14 protein-coding genes are annotated in these 12,832 nt (G+C 58.4%); all 14 read right to left on the bottom strand.

The window, feature by feature from the left end:
• Positions 1-231: 231 nt before the first annotated feature.
• The 14 genes from AC2FFB_RS18820 to ruvC all read right to left on the bottom strand — a co-directional run bounded on the left by AC2FFB_RS18820 (position 232) and on the right by ruvC (position 12,523).
• A complete protein-coding gene (locus AC2FFB_RS18820) occupies positions 232-807 on the bottom strand; it encodes an MOSC domain-containing protein (RefSeq protein WP_271952269.1) in 576 nt (191 codons plus the stop codon).
• Positions 808-908: 101 nt separating this feature from the next.
• Positions 909-2,825, bottom strand: coding sequence for an ATP-dependent zinc metalloprotease FtsH (gene ftsH / locus AC2FFB_RS18815; RefSeq protein WP_142640196.1), 1,917 nt, complete (start codon positions 2,823-2,825; stop codon positions 909-911).
• Between the two features lie 76 nt (positions 2,826-2,901).
• Positions 2,902-4,155 (bottom strand): tRNA lysidine(34) synthetase TilS, encoded by a 1,254-nt coding sequence (gene tilS, locus AC2FFB_RS18810; RefSeq protein WP_496694666.1) that lies wholly within the window; start codon positions 4,153-4,155, stop codon positions 2,902-2,904.
• Complete coding sequence (gene ybgF / locus AC2FFB_RS18805) at positions 4,152-4,976, bottom strand: tol-pal system protein YbgF (protein ID WP_496714296.1); 825 nt, start codon at positions 4,974-4,976, stop codon at positions 4,152-4,154. Before ybgF ends, tilS begins: the two co-directional genes overlap by 4 nt.
• 4 nt (positions 4,977-4,980) lie before the next feature.
• Positions 4,981-5,490 carry a peptidoglycan-associated lipoprotein Pal gene (gene pal, locus AC2FFB_RS18800; RefSeq protein ID WP_281973807.1) on the bottom strand — a complete coding sequence of 170 codons (510 nt, stop codon included), beginning with the start codon at positions 5,488-5,490 and terminating at the stop codon, positions 4,981-4,983.
• Between the two features lie 88 nt (positions 5,491-5,578).
• Positions 5,579-6,898, bottom strand: a complete 1,320-nt coding sequence (gene tolB, locus AC2FFB_RS18795) for a Tol-Pal system beta propeller repeat protein TolB (RefSeq protein WP_496875295.1) — start codon at positions 6,896-6,898, stop codon at positions 5,579-5,581.
• Complete coding sequence (gene tolA, locus AC2FFB_RS18790) at positions 6,895-7,974, bottom strand: cell envelope integrity protein TolA (protein ID WP_496875294.1); 1,080 nt, start codon at positions 7,972-7,974, stop codon at positions 6,895-6,897. The genes tolB and tolA overlap by 4 nt, the downstream gene beginning before the upstream one ends.
• Positions 7,975-7,983: 9 nt before the next feature.
• A complete protein-coding gene (gene tolR, locus AC2FFB_RS18785; protein ID WP_142640204.1) occupies positions 7,984-8,460 on the bottom strand; it encodes a protein TolR in 477 nt (158 codons plus the stop codon).
• A gap of 1 nt (position 8,461) precedes the next feature.
• Positions 8,462-9,157, bottom strand: a complete 696-nt coding sequence (gene tolQ / locus AC2FFB_RS18780) for a protein TolQ (RefSeq protein WP_142640185.1) — start codon at positions 9,155-9,157, stop codon at positions 8,462-8,464.
• A gap of 105 nt (positions 9,158-9,262) precedes the next feature.
• A complete protein-coding gene (gene ybgC / locus AC2FFB_RS18775; RefSeq protein ID WP_142640183.1) occupies positions 9,263-9,646 on the bottom strand; it encodes a tol-pal system-associated acyl-CoA thioesterase in 384 nt (127 codons plus the stop codon).
• A complete protein-coding gene (locus AC2FFB_RS18770; protein ID WP_496875293.1) occupies positions 9,643-10,266 on the bottom strand; it encodes a hypothetical protein in 624 nt (207 codons plus the stop codon). Before AC2FFB_RS18770 ends, ybgC begins: the two co-directional genes overlap by 4 nt.
• Positions 10,267-10,327: 61 nt before the next feature.
• Complete coding sequence (ruvB, locus tag AC2FFB_RS18765) at positions 10,328-11,347, bottom strand: Holliday junction branch migration DNA helicase RuvB (protein ID WP_142640179.1); 1,020 nt, start codon at positions 11,345-11,347, stop codon at positions 10,328-10,330.
• Between the two features lie 4 nt (positions 11,348-11,351).
• Complete coding sequence (gene ruvA, locus AC2FFB_RS18760) at positions 11,352-12,029, bottom strand: Holliday junction branch migration protein RuvA (protein ID WP_496714303.1); 678 nt, start codon at positions 12,027-12,029, stop codon at positions 11,352-11,354.
• Entirely contained in the window at positions 12,026-12,523 is a 498-nt protein-coding gene (gene ruvC, locus AC2FFB_RS18755; RefSeq protein WP_142640175.1) for a crossover junction endodeoxyribonuclease RuvC, read from the bottom strand. Before ruvC ends, ruvA begins: the two co-directional genes overlap by 4 nt.
• Positions 12,524-12,832: the final 309 nt, after the last annotated feature.

Genomic DNA, 12,832 nt, shown 5'->3' with positions numbered 1-12,832 from the left:
CCAATCTCCTGAATCGGCTTCTTCTTCGCCTCACGCGCAATTTCGATGTCAGATTTATAGCTCATTGGGTTTCGGTCCCTGATTGAATTCCGTGCAAACCCGACGCAGAACGCCGGCGCTGCTCACTCCATACCGTTGTGTACCAAATTGGTGGCTATGGATTCCGACATAATTGCGCCTTGAAACGTCGTAGCGTCACATCGGCACCTTCCGATCGGAAATTGCGGTCCCTTATGGTGTCCAGGCTCTCTGATCGGGGACAAACAGTGTAAGCTCATCGCCCAGGTTCAGCTCTCCGGGTCTTTCGACCCAAGCCGTGACCCCCCGCCGTCCCTGCGCTGCAGGCTTGAAGGCCGCACCATACCCGGGCAAGTCAGCCTCGATCTCGCGCCCCGGCAGGATACAGGGCCGGTTTTCCATGTCGATCGTCAGCGCCACGCCATTTTCCACCTGCAAACGAGACGAGGGCGGAATATGGGTGAAATCCGGAATGCCGCGCAAGACAATGCTGACCCCCAGATGGGACGGGTCCAGCTTACCCAAGCCCATTTCCTGCGCGATGGCATCAAGTTCTTCTGCGGACAGGATCGATAACTGCCGCACATTGCGAATTTCGGTGCCTACCGGGTACAGGTTTTTGACTCGCACGCAAGAGGTACGATTCACGCCTTCGTGACGCGCGCCTTGATCACCCGAGAAACCCAAATCCAGACTGTCCACGGCATTGGCCCGGAGAGTTTCACCTGCTGGTACGTGGCCCAACCAAACAACTTCTCCCGTGAATTCGGTTTCGCGCAATACCGGCATATTTATCCCTTTTTCAGAACTGACATCTGATGCGGAATAGAGGGCAAACCTTCGCGATTGAAAAGAAAAAAGACCCGGGACAGGCCCGGGTCTTTGAAAGTTTAAGCCGTTGGTTCCGGCTCCATCCCGCCATCGGGCGGAGTTTTCTTAACCTTGGTTTTCGGAATGGCTGTCACGCTGGGGGCGCTGCCCTCATCAGGTTTATCGCCCTCGTCATCGCTTTCGCTGGGCGGCTCGCCATTCATGACGCGTTTGATCTCGTCACCGGTCAGGGTTTCATATTCCAGCAGCCCTTGGGCCAGACGTTCCCATTGCTCGTTCTGTTCTGAAAGGATCTGATGCGCACGCTCATATCCTTGCTGGATCAGGCGCTTGACCTCTTCCTCGATCAGTTCCTTGGTATGGGCCGAGACCGAGAACCCGGCAGTGTTGCCTGAATAGCCATCATGCGCTTCGGCATAGTCGATATTGCCGACCTTGTCCGACATGCCCCAGCGCATCACCATCGCGCGCGACAGTTGGCTGGCCTGCATGATATCGCCCGCCGGACCGTTCGAGACATGGTCCTCGCCATATTTGATCACCTCAGCCGCCTTACCGGCCATGGTCATGGCCAGCTTTTGCTCACACTCATCGCGGTGATAGTTCAGGCGGTCCATTTCTGGCAGTGACACCACCATGCCCAGCGCACCACCACGCGGAATGATCGTTGCCTTATAGACCGGATCACACAACGGCAGCGTCATACCAACAACGGCATGCCCTGATTCGTGATAGGCAGTCTTTTCCTTCTGGTCCTGGGTCAGCACCATCGAGCGGCGCTCGGCACCCATCATCACCTTGTCCTTGGCATTCTCGAAATCTTCCATGGTAACAAAGCGGCGACCGACGCGGGCGGCCATCAGCGCGGCCTCATTCACGAGGTTGGCCAGATCAGCACCCGAGAAGCCCGGAGTCCCGCGCGCGATGATGCGCAGATCGACATCAGGTCCGAGGGGCGTCTTGCGTGCGTGAACGCCCAGGATCTTCTCGCGGCCTTTGATGTCGGGGTTGCCGACAGTCACGTTGCGGTCGAAACGGCCTGGACGCAGCAGCGCAGGGTCCAAAACGTCCTTACGGTTGGTGGCCGCCAGGATAATCACGCCCTCATTGGCCTCGAACCCGTCCATCTCGACGAGCAACTGGTTGAGCGTTTGTTCACGTTCGTCATTACCCCCGCCATAACCGGCACCACGATGGCGGCCAACGGCGTCAATCTCGTCAATAAAGACGATACAGGGAGCGTTTTTCTTGGCCTGTTCGAACATGTCGCGGACACGGGATGCACCGACACCGACGAACATCTCAACAAAGTCCGAACCCGAAATGGTGAAGAAGGGCACACCCGCCTCACCCGCAATGGCGCGGGCCAGCAGCGTTTTACCGGTCCCCGGAGGGCCCACCAACAAAGCGCCTTTTGGAATCTTGCCACCCAGACGACTGAATTTCTGCGGATTGCGCAGGAATTCTACGATCTCTTCCAGTTCTTCCTTGGCCTCGTCGATGCCAGCGACATCATCAAAAGTTACACGGCCATGCTTTTCGGTCAGCATCTTGGCTTTGGACTTGCCAAAGCCCATCGCGCCACCTTTGCCGCCACCCTGCATCCGGTTCATGAAGTAGACCCAGACACCGATCAGCAGCAGGAAAGGAAGAAGAGTGACCAGGAAAGACTGAATGCCCGATTGCTGTTGTTTCACAGCCTGAACCGGGATGCTTTCATCGATCAGCAGTTTGGTCACCTCGGCATCGCCGGGCTTGATCGTGACATAGCTTGCGCCGCTTTGCGTGGTATAGCGAATTTGCTCGCCATCCAATGTCACGTTTTTGACTTCGCCGCCTTCAACAGCGGTCACGAAATCAGAATAGGTTCTTTCATTGCTCTGAAGCGTTCCACCTGGTCCGCTGAACAGATTGAACAGTGCAAGGATCAGCAAAAACAGAACGACCCAAAAGGCGATGTTACGAGCGTTGCCCAAGAAAAATCTCCCAAAAGATTTCGGCAGATGGGGATCTGCCGGGTTGCTCTTTAAAATAGAGATGATTCAAGCAGGTTCAATGCGATAAAACCGAAGAGTGAAACTCGGGCTCTTCTGGCGTCAGTTCTGCAAGCCAACCATTTGAGAAACCCACCATAGGTGCAGATACCAAGACCTCTCCACTCCAGACGGACGGAGACGCCAGAAGCGCGGCGCGCGGTTTTCCAAGTGCACGCCAATCTGGCACGGCCTGCAAACCAGCCGCACCTAACGGGTGAACCTGCGCGTCGGGAATCGCCGGGCCAGACAGGATCCACCGTCCATCCCAAATCTGACCGGGTGCGCCGGTTTCGCTCTCAACGGCATTTAGCTCTCTGCAAATCCACATTTTATCGGCTTTTGGGATCAAGAGGCATCCACCTATCGTCGCCGCCTCACCCTGATCAATCGCGAGCAGCGCCCGGTCTGTTGCAGCCTGACGCGGTGGATATCCGCGGCCCGCAATCCAGCGGACACAACCTGTAAGAAGACGACGTCGAATTTCCGCAGGCAGAGTGGAAAATTGCGCGCGATCGACACAGATATCGCCGCCATCGACACTCAGGACCTGACGGGCGGAATCCTGCGTAATCTGCTCTAATGCTTCACGGGCTTGAGCAAGGTTTTCAGCAACGCGGGACAGAGAATGCGCCGAAATCCCAATTTCGGACAAGCCGGTCAACGCGTCGCGCGCCTTGATACGATCAAACCGCCGGTCGTGATTCGATGGATCCTCGATCCAATCTGCCCCAATCTTGGCAAGATAATCGCGCAGTTGTTGCCGGGTGATCCCCAACATCGGCCGCAGCAGCATGATCCCTTGATAGTTCCGCATTGCGGGCATGCCGGACAATCCCGTCACACCAGCAGCGCGCGCCAATCGCATCAGCATGGTTTCGGCTTGATCATCGGCGGTGTGTCCCAGGGCAATCGCGCCGATCTGCCTGTCACGCGCCCAGTCTGACAGCAACTGGTACCGGGCCTGCCGCGCCCTATCCTGCAGGTTACCTGTCTGGTCCCACCCCTGCCAGTGCAACGTCTCATGTGGAAGGCCCAGACCCTGGGCAAGCTGCGCCACCCAATCTGCCTCCGCCACCGCTTCGGGGCGCAGATTGTGGTTCACCGTGGCGACAAACAGCTCAACCTGTTCCTCTTGGGCGATGTGCTTCAACAAACTCAGCAAAGCAACTGAGTCACCGCCACCGGATACCGCAACGCCTAGACGGCGCGGAAGGTTTTCCGGCAATCGCGCGCGGAGTTCGGATTTCAGGAGTGTGCCTTGTGTGGTCAAGTACAACCCAGTGACGTCATTTCCTGCGTGGCACTGGAGACCAATACCGAGGCCGGGAACCGGACGCTAACCTCGCTCAGTGTGATACACGCCTGTTCGGTCTGTCCCAGACGGCCCAGCGCAGCACCCAGTTCGAACAAAGCCTCAGGCGCATAGGCGCCTTCGGAATCACCCGTGAAGCTGGCCAGAAAAGCCCTTGCAGCTTCGCGGGTGTCGCCAATGCCTTCCAACGCCTGCCCGCGCTTTAGGTGTGCTTCGGGCGCAAGCGGGCTTCCGGGATATGATGTATCGAATACTGCGAACTGATCCGCGGCGGCCTGGAAGTTTCCATCGGCCAGCGCCTGAGCAGCAGCATTGAAATCCGCTTGCTCGCCTACTGCCAACTCACCCAGGTCGGAATCGGTTGGCGCTGTCGGAGCAGCAGGGGCTGCGGATGTGATGTCCGTTTCTCCGCCCAGAGTTGTTGTATCACCGAGCGTACTCAGGTCGCCGCCTTCCAGTTCGACCAAGCGAAACTCAAGATCACCGATGCGGTTGGTGCCGTCGGTTACAATATTCTGTACACGCTGGTTCAACTGCTCGGTCTGGCGCGTCAGGCGCTGCAACTCGGCCTCTATGGCATCAACGCGTTCAAGTATCGAACTGCCGGACAGGTTCGGGGCCGGAGAGCCGGTTGTTGAAAACTCGCGCTTGAGCCGCTGAATTTCCACATGCAGCACCGTCAGTTCCTGCCGGATATCCGCCAAGGTTTGCTGATCCTGTGCTTGTGCCAAACCGGCGGTCGCCAAAACTGCGGCCAGAACCCATCCTGCTAGTTTCATCGCCTTATCCCAACGTTGATCCGGTCAGCACCGTCACTGCACGACGGTTTTTCGAATAGCAGTCCTCGGTGCTGCAAATCTCGATCGGACGCTCTTTGCCAAAGCTGACAGTTGTCAGCCGGTTGCCCGCTACTCCGCGGGAAATCAGGAACTCGCGGGCGGCATTTGCCCGGCGCGCACCCAGTGCGAGGTTATACTCACGCGTGCCCTGCTCATCCGCATGGCCTTCGATCGTTGCCACAAAGTCGGGGTTGGCCATCAGCCAGTCGGCCTGCCCCTGCAGCACTGACTGCGCCTGCGGAGTAAGCGTCGACTGATCGACCGAAAACAGAACCCGGTCACCAACAGTTTGCTGGAAATATGCAGGCGAGCGCGGATCACTTGGAGAGCCCGCGGCCAGCCCGCCGTTTGCGCCATTGCCAAAGCCGCCGCCCAGCGCAGACGGATCGTTATTGGTGCAGGCTGCCAACGCGCCAAACACACCTAGTGCTAGGATTTTGCCCAATACGTTCATCTCAGGTGCCTCGTTGTTTTTTCTCTTTATTGCCGTCTCTGTAGCACAGTGCAGGTTCCTTGTGAACTTTTCCTGCCAGCAGCCGTGATCAATTCTGCAGTGGGCCCCATGACGGATCGCTGCCCCCATCCGGGGTGCGGATCGGGCGCAGGTTGCGTCCCGAGATATCCACCGAATACAGCGTCGCCCGGCCACTTGCGCCCTGGGTTTCTCGGGTGAACATGATCACGCGACCATTAGGGGACCATGTCGGTCCTTCGTCCAGAAACGACGAGGTCAGCAAACGCTCTTCGCTGCCATCTGTTCGCATGACACCGATATGAAATCGGCCTTTGTTCTGCTTGGTAAACGCAACCAGATCGCCACGGGGGGACCAGACCGGCGTTCCATAACGGCCCTGACCAAAGCTGATCCGCGTCGCCTCACCCCCGTTTGCGGGCATGATGTAAAGCTGTGGCGTGCCCGAACGGTCGCTTTCAAACACGATCTGGGAACCGTCTGGCGAATAGCTGGGGGCGGTTTCGATCGCGGGCGTATTGGTCAGCCGCACGCTTTGCCCGGAAGCCAGATCCATTTTCCACAGGTCCGTATTGCCGCCCTGAATAAGTGAATAGACGATCGACCGTCCATCCGGCGAAAACCGGGGCGAAAAGCTCATCGTGCCGCCCTGGGTGTTCAACTCAGTCCGCCTGACCCGCTCGATATCCAGAACATAGATGCGCGGTTGACCGGATTCGTAACTGGTATAAAGCAGTTGATCACCGGCAGGTGAAAAGCGTGGTGCCAGAACAATGGCTGAACTGTCGGTCAGGTACTGCACATTCGCGCCGTCATAATCCATGATCGCCAGGCGCTTCAGGCGCTGATCCTTGGGACCACTTTCAGAGACAAAGGCAACACGACTATCGAAATAGGCGCCCTCGCCCGTTACACGGTTATAGACTTGATCCGCCACTTTATGGGCCATGCGCCGCCACCCTTCAGTCGTCCCGGCAAACTGCAGACCGTTGCCCAGCTCCTGCCCAGAAAACACATCCCAGACCCTGAACCGCACCGTCAGGCGATTGCCCGACACATTCACAGCACCTGTCACCAAAGCCTCGGCATTGATGGCTTTCCAATCCGCGAACCGAACGGGATCTTCAAAGCTGGCCACTTGGCTGATGAAAGCATCAGACAGAATTTCGCGGAACAGCCCTGTTCCGGTTAGATCGGCGGCCACAACCCGCGAGATATCCTGGGCATATTGCGCAGCTGCTGTGCTGTCCGGCACAAAATTCGGAACCGAAAAGGGCAAGGGTTCGATAATCCCCTGATCCAATTCCAAGCGAAGCGGTCCACTTTGGGCGTGAACAGGTGCCGACACCAGTGTCAGGCCAAGCAACAGGCTGGTCAGAAGTCTCATCATTTGATCCGCATCCTCTCGGGATTGAATGTAATCTCAATATCCTGCCAATGCTCGTATTTATCGGTTGGCAGGTCATAACCTTTGGCTCCACAGCGCAAAATGGCACGTCGAGCGGCCTCATAGGCTTGTCTGGCTGCGCCGTCAGAACCGCCTGAGCTGTCGATCATGCGCAAGCTGCCACCAACCACCTTGCCATCAGGGGTCAACGAAAATCCGACAACAACAACTGTCTGCAGAGCATCCGTGGACAAGGACCCAACGTTCCAGCATTGGGAAACAGCCAATCGCATCGCGTCCTTTTCGCCGCTGGTCAAGGGCGGACCAGAGGGTTCACTCCCTTGTCCCAACGCCTCGGCCAGCGCATCGTTGATGGCTGTTTCCGTCTGCGCGGGCTCTGTGGGTTCGGGCTCGACCGGCGGTGTCGGGCGGTTGGGACGGGTCCGCGGGCGCGGCGATGTTCGGGGGGCGTTTTCCTTGGGCTCTTCCGCTTCGGTCACAATCTCGTCAGCCTTTTCCTCGGGGGCGGTCTGATCCTGCTGTTCCTGCTGGGTCTCGGCTCCCTCGTCCAAAGATACGGCCGGGGTTTCGATTTCATCAGGCGCGGCCTCGGGCGGAGGCGGCGCAACCGGCACCGGCGCAACATTCTCGGCCGAGCTGGGCTGTGCTTCTGGCCCAGAAGGCACCGTAACGTCGACGATCTCGGGGTCAGGCGTGTCCAACACCGGTGGCTGTTCAATCACCACCGGTACTGGCGGCGGCTCAACCGGTTCAGGCTCAGGATCCGGGTCCGGGTCGGGTTCAGCAGGTTCCGCCTCTTGCAACGAAGGCTGCTCCTCCACTACCGGTTCCGGCGCTGGCTCCTCTTCTGTTGGGGCTTCGGGCGGCTGTAGCGCTGTTGGCGTTGGCACTTCGGGCGCATCCCGCTGAGCGGTCATTGCCGCAAATTGCTCAGCCGAAATGACCGACACGTCCTGCACGGCCATAGGCAACGGTTCGGACCGGAAGGTACCGCCAAAAAATGCCCAACAAATCAGACTGACATGGGCAATCGCCGAGATCTTGGTGCCGGTATCCACCGTGCGGCCTCACTCTCCACCGTCGTCCAGTGTCGGGCCGCCCGTATCGGTCACCAGCCCCACATTGGAGAACCCACCCGCATTAAGCGCGCCCATTACCTGCATCACCTGCGCATAAGGGATCGCACCATCCGCGCGCAAAAACACTCGGTCGCTACTGCGTTCTGCTGCGATGGCGCGTAGTTTGCCAATCAGCTCTTCGCGCAGAATATCCGTGGTTTGGATTTGCACCCTGCCATCCGCGGTCAGCGTGACGGTCAAAGGTTCCTCGTTATCGCCGGGCAGCGCACTGGCCGCCGTTTTGGGCAGATCAACAGGCACACCAACAGTCAGCAAGGGCGCGGCCACCATGAAAATGATCAGCAGCACCAGCATAACGTCCACAAAGGGTGTGACGTTGATCTCAGCCATCGGCTGCGCGCGACCGCGACGCCGACCCCGCCGGCGTCCATTCCCGCCCGAGGATTGCTGAACCGCAGCCCCCATCTCAGCTGTCCAGCTGGCGCGACAGAATGGTGGCGAACTCATCGGCAAAGGCTTCATAGCCTCCAACGATCCGATCACTATCTGCGCTGAGTTTGTTATAGAAAATCACCGCCGGAATCGCGGCCAACAGGCCCAGGCCGGTGGCCAGCAACGCCTCGGCAATACCGGGCGCGACAACAGCCAGGTTGGTGTTCTGCTGCTCGGCTATCTCGATGAACGCATTCATGATACCCCAGACCGTTCCGAACAGACCAATGAAGGGTGCAGTTGAGCCGACAGTGGCCAGAATGGGCAGGCCCTTTTGCAGCGCCTCGGCCTCTTTCGCGATGGCCACATCCATCGACCGATCAATGCGTGCGGTGGCACCAGCTATCAGCCCGCCATCAGTGCGGTGCGAGCGGCGCCATTCGATCATGCCCGAGGCAAATATCTTCTCCGAACTGCCATCGGGTTGGGTACCGATCTGCTCGAACAGTTCATCCAAGGGGTTCCCGGACCAGAAAGCCTCATCAAAAACCTGAGCTTCACGCCTTGCAGCACGGTAATTGATCAGTTTCTGGATGATGATCCCCCAGGACCAGACTGATGCGCCAATCAGCATCAGCATTACCAGTTTAACGATAAAAGTCGCGCGGGCAAAAAGCCCCCACATGGAGAAATCGATCTCCTGCGCCAGCGCCAGCGTTTCAGCTTCCATGAACCTGCTCTTTGTTTTGCCTGACAGCCTTACGGCCTTGTTTTGTCAAACGCTAACGCAGATGGGGGCGAATTGCCAACAGAACCACCCGGGCCCTGCAAATTGTTACAACAATGCGCGAATCTCTGCCGGAAGGCGTACGGGCTTGCCCTGCGCATTCATACAGACGGCGGTAACGATGGCGCGAAAAATCTCCTCTTCGCCCCGTTTGACCACTTGCGCCATGATCAGACGGACACCGGACAGAGACTTGATTTCGGTCTCGATCTCCAGATCGTCGTCAAATTTGGCCGGGGCCAGGTATTCCGCCTCGATCCGGCGCACGACCCAAACGATACCTGCGTCACGCATGGCATTCTGGTCATTGCCCAGGCGCCGCACATAGTCCGACCGGGCGCGTTCGATGTATTTCAAATAGTTAGCGTGATAGACCACGCCGCCCATATCGGTGTCTTCGTAATAAACTTTAACGGAATAGACGTGCTTCATTGCGGTTGATCCAATCTGGCAAACAATCTCAGCGCATGAGAGGCATCCTGCGCCGCGCCCGGCAGGACAGGATCGTATGCCGCCCGGATCAACCAGGCAATGTCTGGTCGCAATATCGTCGCGTCACCCGCCACTGCCAAGGGCGACTGGTTGCGAAAAGCGGTATCGGACCAGAGCAGCACCGTTTGCACCACCTGGCTGAGCGCAAGCGTTTCAGCGGGGACTTGCGACAATTCATTGTCCATCCGCAAAAACACAAAGGCCGCACGAATGGCGCCGTCTTCTTCAAAACGGAATATCCGGTACTGGTTGGCATCGGCCGCGATCAACCGATCAACCAACGGCCCCAGATCAGGGACCAAACGGTCCAGATCGGGCACTTCTGTCAGTTCTTTCCAGTCGCGGAAGAAAAAGACCATGCAGTTGGCGCCAAGCTCGGGGTCGGTTTCTGCCATCTGATGCCCTGCCAGTGTTACCACTGCCTCGAACGCGCCTTTGACCGTGGCCAAACTTTCATCTTCGACCCCAAAGACGATCGGCACGATGGGGCGGCCCCAGCGCGCAAACAGGAACTCTCCGCTTTCGCGGGTGAACAGGGCTTGAATGTCGTCGGGTGTCACGCGCAATCCTCGGCAATCGGACAATGTTTGGCGAAACCCTTAAAAGCTCGCAGGCTCGGCTTCAACCAAACAGATCGTTTTGCCCCTTGGGTGCGGCCATGCCCAGATGCGTCCACGCCTTCTGCGCCAGCATCCGGCCACGCGGTGTGCGTTGGATCAGGCCTTGCTGCAAGAGGAAGGGTTCGATCACCTCCTCCAGCGAGTCCCGGCTTTCCGACAGAGCTGCCGACAAGGTTTCGATACCTACCGGCCCGCCCGCGTAATTCTCGGCGATCAGCTTCAGATACCGGCGGTCCGCGCCGTCCAGCCCCAGATGATCGACCCCCAGCCGCGTCAACGCCCCATCAGCCAAATCGCGGGTGATCCGTCCATCGCCTTCGACGATTGCGAAATCCACCACCCGCCGCAGCAGGCGCCCGGCGATCCGAGGCGTTCCGCGTGACCGGCGCGCGATCTCTCGGGCGCCGCTGTCATCAGCCGGTGCCCCAAGCTTGCGCGCGTTGCGGGTGACAATCTCGTGCAGTTCATCAACGGTATAGAACTGCAGACGTGTCGGGATGCCAAAGCGGTCGCGCAGCGGCGTGGTCAGCAGCCCCATCCGGGTGGTGGCCCCGACCAGAGTAAACGGCTGCAACTCGATCCTCACCGTGCGCGCGGCCGGGCCTTCACCAATCACCAGATCCAGCTCGAAATCCTCCATCGCCGGGTACAGGACCTCTTCGACCGCTGGATTCAATCGATGGATTTCGTCAATGAACAGCACATCGCGCGCTTCCAGATTGGTCAGGATCGCCGCCAGATCGCCCGCCTTTGCCAGAACCGGGCCAGATGTCATCCGAAAATTCACCCCCAACTCACGCGCGATAATCTGCGCCAGCGTGGTTTTGCCCAGACCGGGAGGGCCATGGAACAGCGTATGATCCATTGCCTCACCCCTTTGGCGAGCGGATTGGATAAAGATACGCAGATTGGCGCGCGCCTCGGCTTGACCGATGAATTCGTCCAGTCCCTGCGGGCGCAAGGCGCGGTCATTGTCTTCCGGCAACGGCTCGGGGCGCAGGGTGGGATCGGCATCTACCATTCAATCACCCTTTCGGAGCCAATAGTTTCAAAGCAGCGCGGATCAGGTCCGCCTCACCCGCTTCGGGCAAGCTTGCCGCGGCTTCGGCCACGGCTGACGCGGCCTCGGACGGGCCATAGCCCAGATTGGAGAGTGCCGACAATGCCCCGGCAGATGCTGCTGCATTACCTGATGCGCTTATGGTGAGCCGCTTTGGTACAGGTGTCGGTTCAGTCAGTTCCACCACATCCAGCGCGGGGCCATCCAATGCCTCGGTCACCGTGCCGCCCATGGCCATAACGCCGGGTGCCTTGTCTTTGAGGTCCAGCACGATCCGCTGCGCGGTTTTGGGGCCCACGCCCTTGGCTGCCTTGACCGCCCCCCAATCGCCCAGAGCAATCGCCCTGCTGACACCATCGGGGCCCAAGGCGCTGAGGATTGCAAGCGAAACCTTGGCCCCGACCCCTTGCACCGAGCACAGCAGGCGATGCCATTCCTTCTCGACCAGCGAAAGGAACCCGTAAAGCTGCATCAAATCCTCGCGCACCACCATGTCGGTGTAGATCGAGATCGCCTCACCCACGCCCGGCAGCGCAGCCATCGTACGGTCCGAGCAATAGACCAGATAGCCGACCCCACGCACGTCGATCAGCACGTGATCCGCCGCGCGGTAATCCAACCGGCCTGTCAGCTTGCCAATCATGCCCGCACCTGTTTCATCCGCGACTGTGGCGTTGCCCCGTAAAAGGAATGACAGATCGCTATCGCCAGCGCATCCGCGGCATCCGCGCCCTTGGGCTGACAGCCCGGCAGTTGCAACTTGACCATATGAAGAACCTGTTCCTTTTCGGCATGGCCCACGCCCACAACCGTTTTCTTGACTCGATTGGGCGCATATTCTCCCACTGGCAATCCGGCCTGCGCCAGCGTCAACAACGCCACACCCCGCGCCTGACCCAGCTTAAGCGTACCGGCCCCGTCCTTGTTCACAAAGGTCTGTTCGATGGCGGCCTGATCGGGCTGATGCTCGGCAATCACTTCGACGATCTGATTGTGGAGCGATAACAACCGCTCTCCCAGATCATCCCCGTCCGATTTACATAACCCATTGGCAACATGACTGAGACGGCTGCCATGTGATTCGATGACGCCCCATCCCAGGGTCCGTAGCCCCGGATCAATGCCCAGAATTCGCATATATAGCCTCGGCCTGCTCGGGTTTGTGTGTTCTTTTTTACCGACTAGCACGAAACAAGAACATTTTCCAAGCGAATTGACTAATGGTCAGATTGCGACACGGTCGTCCTGTCTCCGACAGAATGGGCTGATTACGACCGGAAAAGGTCGGGTTTCGACCAGTTTGATGAAGGCAAAATTGCCAATAAATTAAGGCGTTTCCATGTTTTTCGAGCATTGCAAAAAACGCATAGGACACATGCAATTTCTATGCTTGTGCAGTCAGAAAACCATCCCTAAATGCCCGTCAGATCGCAAGATCAGAGTTTA

It is taken from the genome of Ruegeria sp. YTSA219 (assembly GCF_059609985.1).
The sequence above is the reverse complement of the archived record's forward strand: the minus strand, read 5'-3'. Positions and strand labels throughout refer to the sequence as shown.